This window comes from Tardiphaga sp. vice304, from assembly GCF_007018905.1.
Taxonomy (GTDB): domain Bacteria; phylum Pseudomonadota; class Alphaproteobacteria; order Rhizobiales; family Xanthobacteraceae; genus Tardiphaga.
In genome coordinates this window covers 4,077,898-4,097,307 of sequence record NZ_CP041402.1, presented here as the reverse complement: position 1 = coordinate 4,097,307, position 19,410 = coordinate 4,077,898, and the positions used below count along the sequence as shown (strand labels likewise).

11 protein-coding genes are annotated in these 19,410 nt (G+C 64.1%); 8 read left to right on the top strand and 3 right to left on the bottom strand.

All coding sequences use genetic code 11. The features are described from left to right. The first annotated feature begins 679 nt into the window (after positions 1-679). The 3 genes from FNL56_RS19490 (at position 680) to FNL56_RS19480 (ending at position 5,909) form a co-directional block, all read left to right on the top strand. Positions 680-3,121, top strand: coding sequence for an arylsulfatase (locus tag FNL56_RS19490; RefSeq protein WP_143576269.1), 2,442 nt, complete (start codon positions 680-682; stop codon positions 3,119-3,121). An 85-nt stretch (positions 3,122-3,206) separates the two neighbouring features. Then, positions 3,207-4,718 carry a DUF1254 domain-containing protein gene (locus FNL56_RS19485; protein WP_246661459.1) on the top strand — a complete coding sequence of 504 codons (1,512 nt, stop codon included), beginning with the start codon at positions 3,207-3,209 and terminating at the stop codon, positions 4,716-4,718. Positions 4,719-4,853: 135 nt separating this feature from the next. Further along, positions 4,854-5,909, top strand: a complete 1,056-nt coding sequence (locus tag FNL56_RS19480) for a SphA family protein (protein WP_143574631.1) — start codon at positions 4,854-4,856, stop codon at positions 5,907-5,909. Positions 5,910-5,938: 29 nt separating this feature from the next. Here FNL56_RS19480 and FNL56_RS19475 read toward each other — a convergent pair whose 3' ends face one another. Then, the gene (locus tag FNL56_RS19475) at positions 5,939-7,234 is read right to left on the bottom strand and encodes a hypothetical protein (protein WP_143582250.1); all 1,296 of its coding nucleotides are present in this window, start codon (positions 7,232-7,234) and stop codon (positions 5,939-5,941) included. A gap of 74 nt (positions 7,235-7,308) precedes the next feature. On the opposite strand from FNL56_RS19475, the gene FNL56_RS19470 reads away from it, so the two are divergent. Further along, positions 7,309-8,523, top strand: coding sequence for an MFS transporter (locus FNL56_RS19470; protein ID WP_143582249.1), 1,215 nt, complete (start codon positions 7,309-7,311; stop codon positions 8,521-8,523). Here the strand turns inward: FNL56_RS19470 and dgcA are convergent. Then, positions 8,493-9,482, bottom strand: a complete 990-nt coding sequence (gene dgcA / locus FNL56_RS19465) for an N-acetyl-D-Glu racemase DgcA (RefSeq protein ID WP_143576267.1) — start codon at positions 9,480-9,482, stop codon at positions 8,493-8,495. The two genes, FNL56_RS19470 and dgcA, sit on opposite strands and share 31 nt — an antisense overlap. A gap of 201 nt (positions 9,483-9,683) precedes the next feature. Here dgcA and FNL56_RS19460 point away from each other — a divergent pair, with 201 nt between their 5' ends. Genes FNL56_RS19460 through FNL56_RS19445 form a run of 4 tightly spaced genes read left to right on the top strand, consistent with a single transcriptional unit; the run spans position 9,684 to position 13,428 of the window. Then, on the top strand, positions 9,684-10,817 hold the full coding sequence (locus tag FNL56_RS19460) for an ABC transporter permease (protein WP_143582248.1): 1,134 nt from the start codon (positions 9,684-9,686) through the stop codon (positions 10,815-10,817). Between the two features lies 1 nt (position 10,818). Continuing rightward, entirely contained in the window at positions 10,819-11,589 is a 771-nt protein-coding gene (locus FNL56_RS19455; RefSeq protein WP_143574627.1) for an ABC transporter ATP-binding protein, read from the top strand. Between the two features lie 17 nt (positions 11,590-11,606). Beyond that, a complete protein-coding gene (locus tag FNL56_RS19450; RefSeq protein WP_143574626.1) occupies positions 11,607-12,539 on the top strand; it encodes an MlaD family protein in 933 nt (310 codons plus the stop codon). A 13-nt stretch (positions 12,540-12,552) separates the two neighbouring features. Next, positions 12,553-13,428: an aldose 1-epimerase family protein gene (locus FNL56_RS19445; protein WP_143574625.1), complete on the top strand. Its 876-nt coding sequence runs from the start codon at positions 12,553-12,555 to the stop codon at positions 13,426-13,428. Positions 13,429-13,787: 359 nt separating this feature from the next. On the opposite strand, the gene FNL56_RS19440 is transcribed toward FNL56_RS19445, so the two are convergent. After that, positions 13,788-19,310: a hypothetical protein gene (locus FNL56_RS19440; RefSeq protein WP_143574624.1), complete on the bottom strand. Its 5,523-nt coding sequence runs from the start codon at positions 19,308-19,310 to the stop codon at positions 13,788-13,790. Between the last annotated feature and the right edge of the window lie 100 nt (positions 19,311-19,410).

Genomic DNA, 19,410 nt, shown 5'->3' with positions numbered 1-19,410 from the left:
CAACTCGCCATCTGAGTTCACTGGAGCTCGCGCTGACGCCAATACCACCGGCGACGGCTCTCCAGACGGCCCTCTCTCCGATCCAGATTTAGAGACTGATCTGCGTTTTCTGCGTGCCACGACACCGCCTAGCGCTGAGAACGGAAGGCTATGACCAAGCCGTTCCCACGAAGATCGTCCGTATCATCGGCTAACTCGGCTTCAAGTCAAGCATCGGCGCAGAGCGCTCGCGCCGGATCGTTGACACACGTCAATGTTAGGTCGTTCGGATCGTAGCAGTTTGAGAAAAAATGAAACTGGAGGTACCCAAGATGAAGCTATCAGTCGCATTTTCGGCATTTCTAACGACTGTGGTCGTCACGGGATTTGTAGCAGCGAGCACGGTAGACGCGCATGCAGTAGTATATTGCCAGTACGTTGCATACCCCGTCGGATGCATTGTGAGACCCGGCGTCGTGCTAGGGCCGCGACCGGTGGCGCGCGCTGTCGTCACTCCCGGCGTTGCGGTGCGGCGAACGCCGATGAATCGCGGCGGTCCCGTCAATCGCATTGGCCGTCGCTGATTGCTGATTCCGGTCAGTGTGTCCGTTGCCGAACTGACGAGACGCGCGAATGCGCATACTATTACTGCATATTGCGAAAAAACTTTTTGTTTATCTACATTCTGGAGGTCGCTGATATGAGACGTATTTTTATCACGTCTATCGTCGCGCTGCCCTTGCTCGCGCCATTGGGAATTCCTGCGAATGCGCAGCAAACAAAATCTCCAAGTGTCGTGTATCCGACCGATCGAACCGTGCTCCCGATTCCGGAGCCGCAGTATCCGCACTCCACTGAGTTCGACGCCCGAAATGCAACGCCGCCGCCCCGGTTCGAAGTAAAGCCACCTGCAGCAGCGCCCAACGTTCTCATCGTTCTGATCGACGATATGGGCTTTGGGCAATCCAGTGCTTTCGGCGGTCCGATCAGCATGCCGACGGTAGATCGTCTGGCTGGTGAGGGTCTTCGCTACAACGAGTTTCATACCACGGCGCTCTGTTCGCCGACCCGATCGGCGCTGCTGAGCGGCCGTAACCATCACATGAACAATTTTGGATCGATTGCCGAAACTGCGACGACCTTTCCGGGCCAGACCGGGCAGCGCCCGAACAGCGTAGCCACTGTTGCAGAGATGTTGAGGCTCAATGGCTACAGCACCGCTCATTTCGGAAAAAACCACGAAACCGCGGCATGGGAAGTAAGCCCATCCGGCCCGACCGACCGGTGGCCCACCCGTCAGGGCTTCGACAAGTTTTACGGATTCATGGGCGGCGAGACCAACCAATGGGCGCCGCTGATCTATGACGGAATGACCCAGGTCGAGCCGTCGAAAGATCCCAAGTACAACTTCATGACTGACATGACAAACAAGGCGATCGACTGGATGCAGTACCAGAAGTCGCTGACACCCGATAAGCCGTTCTTCATGTACTTTGCGCCCGGCGCTACCCATGCCCCCCACCACGTGCCGAGGGAATGGATCACCAAGTACAAGGGAAAATTCGACCAGGGCTGGGACAAACTCCGCGAGGAAACGTTGGCCCGTCAGATACGTCTCGGCGTGGTTCCGGCTGGTACCAAGCTCGCTCCCAAACCCGAAGCCATCAAGGATTGGGTGACGTTAAGCCCTGACGAGAAAAAACTCTTCGCGCGCCAGATGGAAGTGTTCGCCGGCTTTGCCGAATATGCCGATACCGAAATCGGACGGCTGGTCAATGCCATCCAGGCGACTGGGCAACTCGATAACACGCTGGTGTTCTACATCCTCGGCGACAACGGCGCGAGTGCGGAAGGCGGCATGAACGGGTTGTTCAACGAGATGACCTATTTCAACGGTGTACAGGAGACGGTCCAAGACATCCTCAAGCACTACGATGAACTCGGCAGCCCGATGACCTACAGCCATTACGCGGCCGGATGGGCGGTCGCTGGTGACACGCCCTTCACATGGACCAAACAGATCGCCTCAAGCTACGGCGGGACCCGCAACGGCATGGTGGTTCATTGGCCGAAGGGAATCGCGGCGAAGGGTGAGGTGCGGTCGCAATGGCATCATGTCATAGACATTGTACCGACCATCCTCGAAGCCGCGAAGCTGCCGGAGCCGAAGAGCGTGAACGGAACGGTGCAAACGCCGATTGAAGGCGTGAGCATGGCCTATAGCTTTGCCAACGCCAGGGAACCGAGCACGCACACTACCCAGTATTTCGAGATTTTCGGCAATCGCGCCATCTACAGCGATGGTTGGCTCGCCGGCACAATCCACCGGGCGGCGTGGGAAACCAAGAATCGCAGGCCGCTCGAGCAAGATGTCTGGGAATTGTACGACACGCGGTCGGACTTCAGCCTTGCGAACGATCTGGCCGCCAGGAATCCCGACAAGCTCAAGGAGCTTCAGGAGCTCTTTCTGAAAGAAGCGGTCAAGTATTCGGTGCTGCCGCTCGACGATAGAACCTTGGAGCGTCTTAATCCGGCTCTTGTCGGACGGCCCGACCTGATGGCCGGCCGCACCTCGCTGACGGTGCACGACGGCATGCTCGGAATGTCCGAGAATGTCTTCATGAATACGAAGAACCGCTCGCACACGATCACCGCCGATGTGGAAATTCCGAAGGCAGGAGCTAGCGGGGCCATCCTTGCGCAGGCCGGCCGGTTCGGCGGCTGGAGCCTTTATATCAAGGACGGCAAGCCGACATACACTTACAATTTCCTCGGTTTGCAGCGATTTACGGTAGCAGCCAAGCAGGCGTTGCCTGCAGGGAAAGCCACGATCCGCTTTGAGTTTGCCTATGACGGCGGCGGCATCGGTAAAGGCGGGATCGGTTCGCTGTTTGTCAACGGCAAGCGTGTCGCCACCGGACGTATCGAACGTACCCAATGCTGTGGATTCTCCGCCGATGAAGGCGCCGATGTTGGCGCCGATGAAGGCACGCCGGTCACCGAAGCCTACAAGGTGCCTTTCAAATTCACCGGCAAGATCAGCCAGGTGACGATCGAGTTGAAGGAAATGAAAAAGGCCGATGGGGAAGAAGCCGTGCGGGCCGGAAAGGAAGCCGTCTTGAAGAAGGGGTTGTCCGATTGATGAGACGCGCAGCGTGCCCTGACCGGATTCTTGGCGCCGCGCATACCTTTTAGAATTGGGAGTTGGCTGGCGTTTGAAAGGCAGGATGGCGATGAAATCGATTGGACTGACATTCTCCGTACTATCGTTGATGGCGCTCTCCGGATTTCCTGTACATGGCCAGCAGTACAAGATGCAAACGCCGGTCCCTCCAGGCGTCGCTATTCCCGACAAAGTGGAAACCCGCCTTGGGACTCTGAGTTTCTTCGGCGGCTTCCCTGACGCGGCGACCGTCGACAAGCTATACGATAATCTCGACTTCCAGCGAGCTGTCCAGGCCTATCTGCTCGCGCTTCCCGTGGTGAATCAGGTCGCCAACCGCGACAACATTCTGCAGCTCGGCCCCGCCAACAGGACTGTGCCGATCTGGGAGAAGCTGGTCGACTCTCGTACCACTGAACTCACTGCCAACAACAACACACCCTATACCTGGTTCTGGCTGAACCTTCGTGACGGGCCTGTTGTCGTCGAAGCGCCCCCCAAGGTGCTCGGGCTGGCTGATGACATTTGGTATAACTGGAATGGTGACATCGGCCTCACCGGTCCGGATCGCGGAGCAGGTGGGAAATATCTCTTCCTGCCGCCGGGCTACAAGGGTGAGGTGCCGAAAGGCTACTTCATCATTCGTCCAAACTCGTTCAGCGTCTGGACGGCATGGCGGACTTTCCTGGTGAATGGCGATCCGAAGCCGGGTGTAGAGGCCGTCAAGAAATTCACGAAGATTTACCCGCTCAAGCAGGCGGCCAATCCGCCAAAGCTGACTTTCATCGATATGTCCGGCAAGCCGTTCAACATGGTCGGACCCGCGGACTATCGGTTCTGGGAGCTTCTCAACAAGGTCGTGCAGGACGAGCCAACTGACAGCGTCGATGCGACGACGCTCGGATTCTGGGCGTCAATCGGTATTGCGAAAGGCAAGCCGTTTGCGCCCGATGACCGCATGAAGAAAATGCTGACGGAAGCCGCAGTCGTTGGCGACGCTACAGCGCGCACCATCATGTACAAGTGGCGCGGGCCAGACGGCTATTATTACCCTGACAGCAAGAGCAATTGGCGGCTTGGCTTCATTGGCGGCTATAAGTTCGCGGAAAAAGGTGCCCGCCAATTGAACGGCTACTCGGGCTTTTTCTTTTACGCCACAGGGGTCACACCAGCGATGGATTCAAGAACCGTTGGTGAAGGATCGCAATACATGGCGGCGTTCGTCGATTCGAAGGGCGATGCGCTTGATGGCGGCAAGTCGTACAAGTTGCATTTGCCGCCGAACATTCCGATCAAGAACTTTTGGTCGGTGATCCTCTACGACAACCAGACCCGGTCGATGATCCAGATCGACCAGCAATTCCCGACAGTCGGCAGCCAGACCGAAGGCCTCAAGGTGAACGCCGACAGTTCGGTTGACGTCTTCTTCGGCCCGACGGCTCCCGCGGGACTGGAAAAGAACTGGGTGCAGACGGCCCCTGGGACGAGCTGGAATACCCTTCTGCGCCTCTATGGGCCGACACAGCCGTGGTTCGACAAGACTTGGCGGCCCGGAGAAATTGAGTTGCAGAAGTAGCTTCGTCTTCGCTGACAAGGGTTAAAAGGTGGCGCTGAAGCAGAGGCCGATCCGATTGATCGCACAGAGTCTGAAAGCAGTTGATTGTGTACCAAAGGGATTAGCTAAGACCGTTAAATCTGAAAGGCGATAACCATGAAACGCGACCTTCTTAGCTGGCCACGGCTGATTGGCGCTGTTGCCGCCGCACTTGCCTTGCTTGCTCCGAAAATGTCTGTCGCCGACGAGAACGGCATTTCGTTCTGGTTGCCGGGGCTGTACGGCAGCCTTGCTGCAACACCGACGACGCCAGGATGGTCCATAGGCGCGATCTACTACCATGCGAGCCTGGATGCATCGGGCGCCACTGCGGCGTCGCGGCAATTCCAGGCCGGACGGCTTTCGCCGAACGTCAATATCAATCTGAATGTGGCATTGGGCGCTCAGGCCGACCTCGTGCTCCTTGCGCCGACCTACACCTTCGCGACCCCGATTCTCGGCGGCCAGTTGTCGGCAACGCTCGCCAGCGTCTACGGCAGGAACGCTGCCAGTCTCTCGGGTACCCTGACGTCTGCCGTTGGCCCCATCGTGACCACGCGAAATGGATTTCTGGAAGACGATCTCACATCCTATGGAGACCTCTTTCCGACCCTGAAGCTGAAATGGAATAACGGCGTTCACAACTATATGGCCTACGCTGCTGGCGGCATACCGGTCGGAGACTACAGTCCCGGCCGTCTCTCCAATATCGGTCTCGGTCACGGTGCGCTCGACCTCGGCGGAGGTTACACCTACTTCAATCCCGCAACCGGGATCGAGTTTTCCGGCGTCGGCGGCTTGACCTACAACTTCAAGAACCCGGATACGCAGTACCAGAGCGGCGTCGATTTCCATTTCGACTGGGGAGCGTCGCAATTTTTGTCGAAGCAGGTCTTCGTCGGCCTCGTCGGCTACGCCTATCAGCAGATTACGGACGACTCAGGACAGCCGGCCATTCTCGGCAGCTTCCGCTCCCGGGTTTTCGGTGTCGGCCCGCAAGTCGGCTATATTTTCCCGATCGCAAGTAATCAAGCGTTTCTCGGACTGAAAGGATATGGCGAGTTTGCCGCCGAAAACCGGCCATCCGGCTGGAACACCTGGCTGACGTTCGCGATCTCGGAGGCCGTCCCCGCCACCACAGTGACGCCGACCAAACATCTGGTGCGGAAGTAGTCCACCGCAGCCCGTGCACTTCCGACCGACTATGAAAAGAACGCGATCTTTTCGGACTGGCTCATGCGGCGGATCGCGGCCAGCGGATCGGCGGCCGGCGCGTTGGGGTTGGAGATCACGCCACTGGCGATCAGCGCCGCACCCAGCGAGGGATGATAGGCAGGCTCGGCCTGAGGCTTTGGCTGAGGCGCGGGCTCCGGGATCGGTTCGGGCGCCGGCGCCAAGGATACGATTGCGGGGATTGGTGTCGGCATGACGGCCGGCAGTCTGGCGGCAACGGCTGTGGGGGGCGCAATTTCCGGCTCGTCGATCTGCAACTCGTCGATCTCCGGAGCATCCATCTCCGGCTCGAGCGTATCGAGCTCCGAGGTTTCCGGCTCGCTCGGGTCCTGCACGGCCATTTCCATCGCTACCCGGTCGAGCACCGCGAGATCATAGGCATCGGCTTCGAGCGCCGTCTCCAACGCCGTCTCGGCTTCGGCGACGGCACTTTCACCGGCCAGTTCTGCCCGCGACGTTTCGGCGATGCTCACGGCTAGCTCGGCCGTCGATTCCGCGATCGGTGCGATGGCGGCCGGGGCCATTTCAACGGCCGGCGCGATCATCCGCTCGACCGCCGGCTCGGGCATGGCCGCCTGCTCGATGACAGACTCCGGCAGCTCCGCGGCTTCGGCGACAAGATCGGGCGCCGGCGCCTTGAACAGCGGGGTGACCGAGGCCCGCGCTTCTTCCGGCGTCGGCATCTCGGCGGCGGGTGGGGTATCGGCTTCTGCGCCCGCGGCCGTCGTGCGGCCGTCAGCGAGCTGTTCGATCGTCTGCATCAAGACGTCGTAGCTCGCCAGCACCGCTTCGCGGCCGTCGTCGCCGGCATTTGGCTGGCCGGCCTCGATCGCCGTAACCTGGGTGTCCAGCAGATCGCAGATCCGCACATCGGCGCCGCATTCGCGCAGCGTCCAGGCGATCTCGCGCACGATGCGCGCGCCGTTGCGGGCGGCCGTCAGCGTGTCGTCGATGTCATGGCGCGGCAGCGACTCGATCGCGGTGGCCTTGGCCTGGCGCAGGGCGGAACGGATGCTGCCCAGCGCCTGGCTCAGGCTGAGGCCGGCGGGCGTCTGCTTCTGCGCCTTGAGGCCGGCCTCGATCCGGGCCACGGCTTCGAGCACCATGCCGGTGTCGGCGTGGCGGTTGCGCTTGGCGTATTCATTGAGAAACCAGCGGCCCCGCGCGGTCTCCATGAAGGCCTCGCGGATCGCATCGTAATCCGCCTCGCCCGGGACGTTGGGTCGGGCGGAAATCGGCGACAGGGCAAATGCTTCTTCGGCCATGGATCAACTCGCGGCGCAGAACTTTACGCGATATGTAACGATCACCACGATCCCTAGCGAATCGCAATGGACTGATGATAGCCGAATCCGCGCCCCCGATCGCTTCGCAAATGGCTGGCCGGCGCTTCGCCACGCGGCTGGCACTGTTCTACGGCGCGGTGTTCGGCTCCGTCGGCACTTACCTGCCATTCTTTCCGGTCTGGTTGAAGGCAGTCGGCATCGATCCGTCCTGGATCGGGCTGATCACCGCGGTGCCCTCCGTGACCCGCTTTACGGTGCTGCCGTTCATCACCGGGCTGGCCGAGCGACATCGCGCGTTGCGCGGCGCCATGATCGGCACGGCATTCCTCACCGCGCTGGGTTTTTCGGTGGTCGGCCTGCTCGAGACGCCGATCCTGATCCTGATCGCCTTTGCGCTCACCGCCTGCGCCTGGACGCCGCTGGTGCCGCTCACCGACGGCTACGCGCTCAAGGGCGTCGCGCGCTATGGCCTGGATTACGGGCCGATGCGTCTGTGGGGCTCGGCGGCCTTCGTGGTCGGCGCGCTGGCCTGCGGCCTGCTGGTCGAGGTGATTGCGGCCAGACATCTGATCTGGATCATCGCCGGCATGGCCATGCTGGGCGCGCTGGCCAGTCTGCGGCTCGAGCCGGTCTCGACACCCGGCCCGGCGCGAACGGCGGTCTCGTCCAGGTCGCTGCTGCGCGAACGTGGCTTTCTCACCATCATGGCGGCCTCGGCGATGATCCAGGGCAGCCATGCTGCCTATTACACTTTCGCCTCGATCACCTGGCAAAGCACCGGGGTAGGCGGACTGACCATCGCCGGCCTGTGGTCGCTCGGTGTGCTGGCCGAGATCGTGGTGTTCGCGGCCTCGCCGCGCTTTACTTGGGCCCCGCCGCTGCTGGTGGTGCTGGGCGGCCTGTGCGGCCTGATCCGCTGGGTGATCACCGCGCAGCAGCCGGACATCGCAGTGCTCGCGGCCGTTCAGGCGATGCACGGCCTGACCTTCGGGCTGACCCAGGTCGGCATCATGGGGCTCTTGGTGCGGCATGTGCCGGGCCACTTCACCGCCACCGCGCAGGGTTATCTCACCGCCTGCACGGGCATCGTGATGAGTTCGGCGGCGATCGTCTCCGGCCTCATCTATGCGCGCTACGGGCAGGGCGCCTATTACGCGATGGCGGCGCTGGCGCTGGCGGGGGCCGCTGCGATGTGGTTCGGGCGGCACCGCGCCGATGCGCCCTATGTCGCCCGCGATCAGCCCCAGAGTGCAGCGTCGGGCGGATAGACGGTGCTTTCCTCGTAGCGCAGCCCGTCGTCACGGTCGGCGGCGAGTAGCAGCGGACCGTCGAGATCGACGAACCGCGCCTGCGGCGCCAGCAGCATGGCCGGCGCCATCGACAGCGAGGTCGCGACCATGCAACCGACCATGATCTCGAAGCCCAGCGCTTCTGCCGCATCCGCCATCGACAGCGCCTGGGTCAGGCCGCCGGCCTTGTCGAGCTTGATATTGATGGCATCGTAGCGCCCGCGCAGCCCGGCCAGCGACGACAATTCATGCACGCTTTCGTCGGCGCAAACCGCCATCGGCCGGCGAACATGCGCGAGTGCGTCATCCTGTCCGGCCGGCAGCGGCTGCTCGACCAGCGTGACGCCGGCTTCCTCGCAGGCGGCGAGATTGCGTTCGAGGTTCTCCGGGGTCCAGGCCTCGTTGGCATCGACGATCAGCTGGCTCTCGTGCGCTTCGCGACGCACAGCCTTGATGCGGGCGGCATCATCGTCGCTGCCGAGCTTGATCTTGAGCAGCGGGCGATACGCCGCTTTGGCGGTCGCCGCCGCCATCGCGTCGGGGGTGCCGAGCGAAATCGTATAGGCGGAGGTGCAGGGGTGCGGTTCGTTCCGGCCCAGCACGTCCCAAATCCGCCTTCCGGCCGTCTTGGCTTCGAGGTCGAGCAAGGCGCAATCCAGCGCGTTGCGGGCGGCGCCGGCTGGCATGACGGTCTGCATCGCCAGCCGGTCCAGCCCGGCGCCGAACCGGTCCTGCATCGCCAGGATCGCGGCCAGCGTCGCCTCCGGCGTCTCGCCGTAGCGCGCATAGGGCACGCATTCGCCGCGCCCGGTCACATCGCCGCGGCGGATCTCGGCGACCACGGTGACCGCCTCGGTCTTGGCGCCGCGGCTGATGGTGAAGGCACCGGCGATCGGCCAGTGTTCGATCCGGGCGGTGAGAAGGGTGAGGTTCGGCATGTCGATACCAGGCAAGGTGTGGTCTCCGAAGGAGCCCTATCGGATCACCTTTAACGTTAACAAAATAGAACTATCCATTGCGTATAGGTATGTCTGGACCGGCCGTGAACTTGTTTGGGACGCATTATCCGTGTCTGTCAGGGCGGAACCGGCCCCAGCGGCTTGAAAATCGCGGGTGCGGACGAAATCCAGGAGCAAAGTGTGAGCGGCGGGCCGAACCTTGAACAGATCGCCAGGGGCGATGGGCTGGCGCTGTGCGCTTCGGGATCGTGGACGGCGCGGTTCGCGCCGGATCTCGAGCAGATCGTCTCCGACGCCGAAAAGCTCACCGGCAGCCGCCCCAATATCTTCATCGACGTCTCGGAGGTGTCCAAGCTCGACACCTTCGGCGCTTGGCTGATCGAGCGCCTGCGCCGCAGCCTCACCAATGGCGGGGCCGAGGCGGAGATCGCCGGGCTGTCGGCGAACTATTCCAGCCTGGTCGACGAAGTCCGCCGCGTCCAGCCGGCCGGCGCCCCGGAGCCGACGCCGTCGGCGCTGACCGCCATGCTCGACCGCATCGGCCGTGCCGTGTACGGCGTCGGCGCCACGGTGATCGCGCTGGTCGGGATGATCGGCGCGGTGCTGGCTGCGCTGACGCGGGTCACCCTGCATCCGTCGCGGTTCCGCTTCACCTCGATGATCCACCACCTCGAACAGGTGTGCTGGAACGCGGTGCCGATCGTGGTGCTGATCACCTTCCTGATCGGCTGCATCGTCGCGCAGCAGGGCATCTTCCACTTCCGCCAGTTCGGCGCCGACGTGTTCGTCGTCGACATGCTCGGCGTCCTGGTGCTGCGCGAACTCGGCGTGCTGCTGGTGGCCATCATGGTCGCCGGCCGCTCCGGCAGCGCCTACACCGCCGAACTCGGCTCGATGAAAATGCGCGAGGAAATCGATGCGTTGCGCACCATGGGGTTCGATCCGATCGAGGTCCTGATCCTGCCGCGCATGATCGCGCTGGTGATCGGCCTGCCGATCCTGACCTTCCTCGGCGGCATTGCCGCTTTGTACGGCGGCGGGCTGGTGGCGTGGGCCTATGGCGGCGTCGATCCGGAAGCGTTTCTCGCCCGGCTGCGCGATGCGATCTCGATCAACCATTTCACCGTCGGCATGCTGAAGGCGCCGGTGATGGCCGCCGTGATCGGCATCGTCGCCTGCGTCGAGGGTCTCACCGTGCAGGGCAGCGCGGAGTCGCTCGGTCAGCACACCACCTCGTCGGTGGTGAAGGGTATCTTCTTCGTGATCGTGATGGACGGCGTTTTCGCGATCTTCTTTGCCGCGATCGGGATCTGACATGCCGGCTGCGACACACGAACCCATCATTCGCGTCAACGGCCTCACGGTGAAGTTCGGCGAGCGCCGCGTGCTGGATGGCCTCGACCTCGACGTGGCCCGCGGCGAGATCCTCGGCTTCGTCGGCGCCTCCGGCGCCGGCAAGTCGGTCCTGATGCGGACCATCATCGGGTTGGTGCCGAAGCTGTCCGGCCAGATCGACGTGTTCGGCATCGACCTCGACGGCGCCGATACCAAGGAGCGCCGCGGCGTCGAGCGGCGCTGGGGCATCCTGTTCCAGCATGGCGCGCTGTTCTCGTCGCTCAGCGTGCGGCAGAACGTGCAGTTCCCGATCCGCGAATACCTCAAAGTATCGGAGCGCCTGCTCGACGAGATCACCATCGCCAAGCTGGCGATGGTGGGTCTCAAGCCGGAGGTCGCCGACCGGATGCCGTCGGAACTGTCCGGCGGCATGATCAAGCGCGTCGCGCTGGCCCGCGCGCTCGCGCTAGATCCGGAGATCGTGTTCCTCGACGAGCCGACCTCGGGCCTCGATCCGATCGGTGCCGGTGAGTTCGACGAACTGGTGCGGACGCTGCAACGAACTTTGGGCCTGACCGTATTCATGGTAACCCATGATCTGGACAGCCTGCATACCGCTTGCGACCGCATCGCGGTTCTCGGCGACGGCAAGATCATCGCGCACGGCACGATGAACGACATGCTGGCGTCGGAGCATCCCTGGCTGCGTGAATATTTTCACGGCAAGCGCGCACGCGCTGTCCTCGTTTAGTTACTGGAGTTGGTTTGATGGAAACGCGGGCGAACTTCGTCCTGATCGGAACATTCACGCTGGCGGTGATTGCCGCGGCGTTCGGCTTCGTGCTGTGGTTCCAGAATCTGCACTCGACCAAGCTGCGCACCCCGCTGCGGATCGTGTTCGAAGGCGCGGCCTCGGGCCTGCGCAACGGCGGCAGCGTCAATTTCAACGGCATCCGGGTCGGCGAGGTCGTATCGGTCAAGCTGGACAATCCTAGGCGCGTGGTCGCGCTGACGATGGTCGAGAACAACGCCCCGATCCGCAAGGACACGCTGGTCGGCCTGGAATTCCAGGGCCTCACCGGCGTGGCCGCGATCTCGCTGAAGGGCGGCGACGAAGCGGCGCCCGCCGTGCCGACCGACACCGATGGCGTCCGCGTGCTCACGGCGGATCCGGATTCGGTGCAGGACATCTCGCAGGCCATCAAGGCGACGCTGCAGAACGTCAACCGCATGGTCAACGAGAACCAGGAATCGCTGAAGAACTCGCTGCGCAACGTCGAGACCTTCACCGCCACGCTGGCGCGCAACTCCGAAGTGATCGACGGCATCATGCTGAAGATCGACAGCGTGATGGGCAAGACCGACGGCATCATGAGCAAGGCGGACGGCGTCGTCGCGCGCACCGACAACATCCTGCTCGGCCTCGATACGCTGGCCGGCGGCAAGGATGGCGGCCAGCTGACGGCGGCGGTGAAGTCGTTCTACGAGCTGACGGAAAATCTCGACAAGCGCTCCGGCGCGCTGATCCTCGACGGCCGCCGCACGCTCGCCGACATCAGCCGCGCGGTGAACAATCTCGACCGCAATCCGACGCGCCTGCTGTTCGGTGCCAGTACCGGTTCTGGCACCCAGCCTGCGCCGGCCGCGGCGCCGCCGTCGCAGGCGGCTGAACCTGCTCCGCCAAGAAGGCGGCGACAATAATTTGGGGTGACGCATGGATGAGATGGACCGATACACCATCAGTAACGGCCGTGTCACCGCGACCATCAAGGCCAATGGCGCCGAACTCTGCTCACTGAAGAACATCAACGGTTTTGAAGTTCTGTGGCAGGCCGGTCCGGAATGGCCGCGCCACGCGCCGATCCTGTTTCCGATCGTCGGCCGCCTCAACGGCGACGTGCTGCGCCACCGCGGCCAGACCTATGCGATGACCCAGCACGGCTTCGCCCGCGACCAGCGCTTCGCCTGGGCCGGGCAGGGACGTACCTCCTGCTCGCTGGTGCTGCGCGACAACGAGGCCAGCCGCGCCAAATACCCTTTCGCGTTTCAGTTCGACGTCACTTACGCGATCGAGGGCGACTATCTCGTCATCACTTACGCGATCACCAACTCCGGCCACGAGATGATGCCGGCCTCGATCGGCACTCATCCGGCGTTCAACTGGCCGCTGATGGCGGGCGCCGACAAGGAGGATCATTGCATCACCTTCGGCACCGCCGAGCCGGCGCCGATCCGTCGCCTCACGGACGGGCTGCTGCGCGCCAGGTCTGAGCCGACGCCGGTGCAGGGCGGCGCGCTGGCGCTGTCGGAAGCGCTGTTTGCGCAGGACGCGGTGATCATCGACCAGCTTGCCTCGACCTCGCTGAGCTATAGCGGGCCGGGCGGCCCGACCATCCTGATGGACTGGCAGGGTTTCCACGAGCTCGGCATCTGGTCGAAGCCGTCGGGCGCGCCGTTCATCTGCATCGAGCCGTGGCAGGGCTGGGCGAGCCCGGTGGACTTCGACGGCGAGTTCGCCGACAAGCCCGGCGTGATGCACATCGCGGTGGGCCAGACGCGGAATTTCACCCAGCGCATCGGGTTTTTGTAGGCGCGATTGCTTCGGCAATTGGAGCGCGAACGACTCCGCGAGCGCGGATCTTTTCCCATCCCCCTTGCGGGGAGGGTGGCGCGTTGAGATCCACCGGGTCCGGCTTCGCCGGCCCGATGATAAATTCCGCGAACAAACGTGACGGGTGGGGGTAGCCACAAGCTCTGTCGCCCCGTGGCACCCCCACCCCGGCCTCCACTCTCGATGATGCTATTGCATCATCGCTCGTTCGGCCGACCCTCCCCGCGAGGGGGAGGGGGACCATGCGCCGCGGCGCGTTCCATGTTTTCGAATGTCTACGACACAAAAAAGCGGAGGCATCGCTGCCTCCGCTTTTGCATTTGATAGTTGCGCCGAACTTAGCCCAGCCGGCCCGCGGAATGCGCGAGCAGCGTGTAGACGAGCCCGGTTTCCGAGGTCAGGTGGCTGCGCAGCGCCGCCGGGCCGCGTTCGTCGCGGGCGACTTCGTCGAGCAGGCGTTCGAACTCGGTGATGTAGCGGTCCACCGTCTGCTTGAATGGGCGGTCGGCGCGGTACTTGCGGCTGACTTCGTCGAACGCCTTCTGGCCGGCCGGCGTGTAGAGCCGCTTGCTAAACGCCTTGCGCTCACCGCGCTGGTAGCGATCCCACATCTCGGCCGCCAGCGTACGGTCCATCAGCCGGCCGATGTCGAGCGACAATGAATCCAGCGGATTGGCAGAGGCGGCGGGCTGCGGCGCCGGCGCGCGACGCGGCGGCTCGCGGTCTTCCTCGCCATGGTCGGCGCGGCCAAGCAGGTCCGACAGCCAGCCGTCACGGCCCTCGTCGGAGCCTGAGGGGGCGACCGGCGGCGCTTCGGTGCGGCGCGGCGCGGGGCCGCCGATATCCGGCATCGGCAGGCTCGAAGAGCTTCCCATCGCCGGCCGCGGCGCCGGACGCGGGGCCGGCTCGTTGCGGGCCACCGGCTCGCTGCGCGCGTTGGCGATAGCCATCACCGGCTCTTCTTCTCGCATCACGCTGGCCCGATTGGTCTGCACAACATCGGCGCCGCGGCCGTGGCGGGCGACGATCCGGTTCAGTTCGGCCAATGCCTCGATCTGGTCGACTATCACCTTGCGCATCTGCGCGGTGCTTTCGGCGGCCTCCTGCGGCATCTCGAACACGCCGCGGCGCAATTCGCTGCGGGTGTTCTCCAGCTCGTTATGCATTTCGGCGGCCATCGACTTCATGCTCGCCACCATCGAGGCGAACTTGTCGGCCGACTGCTTGAACATCGCATCGGCTTCCTGGGTGCCTTGCTGGTAGATCTCGGCCATCGCCTGCGAGGTCAGGCGACGCTCTTCCTCGGCGGCGCTGCGCACGGCCTCGAACTGGCGGTTGATCGCGGTCGAGCCGGCGCCGGCGGTTTCGGCGACGACGCGGGCGATGTCACGGGCGCGCTCCTCGGCGGCGGCCAGCGATTCATCGAGCAGGCCGGTGAAGCGGGTCAGGCGCTGATCGAGGTCGTTGGTGCGGGCGTCGATGGTGGTGACCAGCGATTCCAGCGCCGCCTTGCGCTCGTTTACCGAGACCGAAGTGGTGCGGTTGCTCTGCTCGACCAGGCTCGAGGCATCGACCAGCGCGCGGCCGTGGCTTTCGAACTCGGTCGACAGCGAACTCAGATCTTCCAGCGCGCGCGAGGTCTTCGCGGTGAAGGTGGTGAGTTGATCGTCCAGCATCTGCGTCGCCACGCCATTGCGCGAGGTGACGTCGTTCATGGTCGAGACGAAGTCGGCGACGCGGGTGACCAGCGCACGCTCCAGCGAGTTGAGGTTGTCGTGCGCGCCGGTCAGGACTTCCTGCAGCAGGATGTTGCCCTCGCGCAGCCGCTCGAACAGCGCAACGGTATCGGTGCGCAGGATCTTGCTGGTTTCCTGCATCTCGGTCACGGCCGCGATCGACACCTGGCGGGACTGCTCGATCGCCGCACGCGAACTGGACTCGAGGTCCTTCAGCGACTTGTTGACGGCGCCGGAGGCCAGTTCGCCGGCAGTGGTGATGCTGCGCGCGACATCCGAGGAGTTCGTCACCATCGATTGCGCAAAGGTGTGGCCGCGGCTCTCGATCGCCTTCAGCGCATCGGCGGTGACGCGATCGATATCGATCGTGAGCTGATTGGCCTTGGAGCCGAGCGCCTCGACCAGCGAGCCGCGCTTGGCATCGACCATCTGCGACAGCCGGTCGGTCTGCTGCTGCACGTAAGAGACGATCTCGTCGGTCTTGCCGGTCATCGTGGTGCCGAAGCTGCCCGAGGCGGCGAACACCGAACGCTCGATCTCCGACGAGGTGGTCTTGATCTTGGTGCTGATCTCGTTGGAAGCGGCGACCAGCGAGGTCTGCGCGGCGAGGGCGCTGGCCTGGATGTTTTCCGTCGTGCTGGCGGTGGTGGCCGAAAGCAGACGCTGCATCTCGGCGGAGATTGCCTTCATCTGTTCGGCGGTATCGGCGGAAGAGGTGGTCAACGAGGATTGCGCGTCGCGGGCGCTGCCGACGATCGAGGCGGCAGCATCCGCGCCTGCGGCGGCGAGGCTGCGCTCGACGTCGATCGCCAGCGACCGGACCTGGGTGGTGGCGTCCGAGGAGGCATTGACCAGCGTGGTCTGCGCTTCGCGGGCACCGGCAACGATGGACTCCGCGGTGGCGTTGCCGGCCGCGGTGAGGCTGCGTTCGACGTCCGCGGCGAGGTTGCGAACGTGGTCGGCGGCTTCGGTGGAGACCTCGGCCAGCACCGACTGCGCTTGGCGGGCGCTGGCGATGATTGCATCGGCGGTGGTGCTGCCGGCGCCGGTCAGGCTGCGCTCGATGTCGGCGGCGAGGTTGCGGACGTGGTTGGTAGCTTCCGACGAGGCGTCGATCAGCGACGTCTGCACATTGCGGGTGCTGGCGAGGATCGACTCCGCGCTGGCGTTGCCGGCAGCGATCAGCGTGCGTTCGACATCGGCGGCCAGTGTCCGGACCTGCTGCGAGGTGTCGGTCGAGGCGGTGACCAGGGTGCTCTGCGCGGCGCGGGCGCCGGCGAGGATGGAGTCGGCGGTCGCGGAGCCGGCGGCGGTCAGGGTGCGCTCGACGTCGGCCGACAGCGACTGGATCTGCTGGGCGACCTCGGTGGTGGTGGCCAGCAGGGTAGACTGCGCGTCGCGGGCGCCGCTGGTGACGGACATCGCGGTGGCGGCGCCGGCCGCGGTCAGGGTGCGCTCGACATCGGCCGACAGCGACTTGATCTGCGCCGACGCCTCGGACGAGGAGTCGATCAGCGTGGCCTGCGCTTCGCGGGCGCTGGACAGGATCGAGCTCGCAGCATTGGCGCTGACGGTCGATAGCGTGGTCTCGACATCGGTCGCCGTCAGGCGGAGCTGGGAGCCTACATCGCCGGCCACCGACAGCAGCGAATCCTGCGCGGCGCGGGTACCGGCCTGGATGGTTTCGCTGGTCGATACCACGAGCTGCGTGAGCGAGCGTTCGGCGCTCTCGACATGGCTCTTGATCCCCGTCGAGAGTTCTTCGGCGCGGGCCATGAGCTGGTCGCTCGCGGTGCGGCCGGAGGTTTCGATGCGTCCGGCGACCGCCTCGATGCGCGAGCCGAGCAGCTCCTCGAACTGGCCGACGCGGGTATCGATCTCGGTGGCGACGACGCCGATCCGGCCCTCGAAGCCGTGGTGGATCGCCTGGAAGCGCGCCGTGACGCTGTCGGTCAGGTGATTGCTGCGATCGTCGATCGTCTCGCTGACGCTGGCGATGCGTCGGTCGATGGCTTCGATCGCCTGCGTGGTGCCTTCGGTCAGGGTCGTGGTGAAGTAGCTGAGACGATCGTCGATCGCATGGATCGCATGCACGGCGCCTTCGGTCAGCGACGACGTCAGATGGGTGAGGCGGGCATCGACGGTGCTGACGGCGTGGTTGGTGCCTTCGGTCAGCGTCGAAGTGAGGTGGGTCAGGCGGGCATCGATCGAATTGACGGCCTGGACCGCGCCATCCGACAGCGACACCGAGAGATTCTCAAGGCGGTTGTCGATGGTCTCGGTCACCGACTGCGCGCGGGCATCGAAGGCCTGTTCGAGGTTCTTGAGGCGGCCATCGACGGTCTCGTCGAAGGTCCGGATCTTGTCGTCGAGCGAGGCGTCGAGCGTGGTGACGCGCGAACCGAACACGGTCTCGAACTCCACGAGGCGGGCATCGAGCGTCGCGGAGAGCGCGCCGCTGTTCGAGGTGACGCGGGTGTCGAAGGTGTCGACATAGGTCTTCAGCGTTTCGTTGATGTCCTGGGTGCGCTGGCCCAGGCGATCGACGACTTCGCCGCCGAAGGTTTTGACGGTGCGGTCGAATTCGGAGATGTGGCGGGTGATCAACGCACCCAGCGTGCCCGAGTCGCGCGAGAACTTCTCGGCGAGTTCGGAGCCCTGGTCGCGCACCAGTCCGTCGAACGCGCTCATCTGCAAAGCCAGCGAGTCGTGCGCGGTTTCGGTCTGGCTGACGACCTTGGCGACCAGCGCGTTGACGGTGACGTCGAGCGCTTCGGAAGCCTTGTCGCCGCTGTTGAGGACCTGGGTCGCCAGCCGGTTGCCGGCCTCGTCGATCTTGCTGACCAGATCGCCGCTGCGCAGCTCCAGTTCCAGTAGCAGCGAGTCGCTCGAATTACGCAGCGAATCGTGCATGAGTTCGGTGCGGTCGGAGACGCGATCGACGATGCCGGTGGAGCGTGCCTCGAAATCGCTGGTGATGCGGTCCAGGCGCTCGTTCAGCATGTCGTGGACGCGATCGGCAAGGTCGACGAATTCGTCGTGGACGTGGCCGGTCTTGAAGTTGAGGCTGGAGGTCAGGCGTTCGCTGGCATCGAGCACGGCGCGCGTGGTTTCCGCGCTGGCTTCCTCGAGCCGGTCGAGGAGGTCGCCGCCGCGCTCGCCGAGCGCCAGGATCATGTTGTCGCCGGCGTGGCTCAGCGCCTGGGTGATGTGGGTGCCGCGCTCTTCCAGCGCGCCGGTGATCGACTTGGCGACCTCATCGACGCGCGAGGCGATGGCGTCCGAGATCAGCGCGATGTCGTGGCGCAGATCGATCTGCACGCCGGAAATCGCCGAGCGCACCTGCTCGGCCTGGCCGACCAGGTTGTCGCGTTGATGCGCGATGTCCTGCAGCAGCGCGCGGATGCGGACTTCATTGTCGGAGTAAGCGCGTTCCAGCGCGGAGACTTCGTTGGTGACAAGCGCTTCGAGTTCGCCGGCGCGCGCGATCGCGCGTTCGACGCCGTCGCCCATGGCGGCTACTTCGCGGCGGATCGCCTGGCCGACGGTGACCATCGAATCGCTGGCGGCCCCTTCGGGTTCGGAGAACCGGATTGCGACCTGCGCCATCGACTGCGCGATCATGCGCAGTTCCTGGCCGCGCCACGCCAGACTGGCGAGGAAGTAGAACAGCAGGACCGGCGCGAAGAACAAGACGGCAAGGCCGGCCAGCGCCAGCGTGCCGCCGGAACCCTGGCCGATGAAGGCCTGCAGCGACGGCAGGAACGCGACGGTGAGCAACCCGGCGCCGGCCACCCAGACGCCGGCAAACAACGTCGCCAGCGTGTAGACGTTGCGGGCGGGGCGGCCCTTCTGGATCGCCTGCAGGATCTGGCCGATGGTCTCGCGATCGTCATTGGCCGGGCGGCGCGAAAACCGCGCCTCGTCGGGCGCGTCGAAACTCGGCCGGTCGGTGATGCGCGGCTCAAAGGCGCTCTCGTCGTAGGCGGAACTGGAAATCGGACTGTCGTGGCGAACCGCCGGAGCATCGCGATCGACCGGCGCGTCGCTGATGTTCAAGGCTTCCTGAATGGCAGACAGCGCAACTTCCGTCGGATCCTTGGCCTTCTTTGTGTTGTTTGCCATCTTCGTCCCACGCCCCTTGTTTACGCATCCGGAACACCGCGCAATTCTCGCTACACAAGGGAACTTGCCCCATGTACCCCGCGAGAGATTGCCGCGAACG

What these genes read in the sequence shown, in the direction of transcription:
- FNL56_RS19490 (WP_143576269.1), top strand. Translation starts at nt 680, where the DNA reads ATGAGACGTATTTTTATCACGTCTATCGTCGCGCTGCCCTTGCTCGCG.
- FNL56_RS19485 (WP_246661459.1), top strand. Translation starts at nt 3,207, where the DNA reads ATGGCGATGAAATCGATTGGACTGACATTCTCCGTACTATCGTTGATG.
- FNL56_RS19480 (WP_143574631.1), top strand. Translation starts at nt 4,854, where the DNA reads ATGAAACGCGACCTTCTTAGCTGGCCACGGCTGATTGGCGCTGTTGCC.
- FNL56_RS19475 (WP_143582250.1), bottom strand. Translation starts at nt 7,234, where the DNA reads ATGGCCGAAGAAGCATTTGCCCTGTCGCCGATTTCCGCCCGACCCAAC.
- FNL56_RS19470 (WP_143582249.1), top strand. Translation starts at nt 7,309, where the DNA reads ATGATAGCCGAATCCGCGCCCCCGATCGCTTCGCAAATGGCTGGCCGG.
- dgcA (WP_143576267.1), bottom strand. Translation starts at nt 9,482, where the DNA reads ATGCCGAACCTCACCCTTCTCACCGCCCGGATCGAACACTGGCCGATC.
- FNL56_RS19455 (WP_143574627.1), top strand. Translation starts at nt 10,819, where the DNA reads ATGCCGGCTGCGACACACGAACCCATCATTCGCGTCAACGGCCTCACG.
- FNL56_RS19450 (WP_143574626.1), top strand. Translation starts at nt 11,607, where the DNA reads ATGGAAACGCGGGCGAACTTCGTCCTGATCGGAACATTCACGCTGGCG.
- FNL56_RS19445 (WP_143574625.1), top strand. Translation starts at nt 12,553, where the DNA reads ATGGATGAGATGGACCGATACACCATCAGTAACGGCCGTGTCACCGCG.
- FNL56_RS19440 (WP_143574624.1), bottom strand. Translation starts at nt 19,310, where the DNA reads ATGGCAAACAACACAAAGAAGGCCAAGGATCCGACGGAAGTTGCGCTG.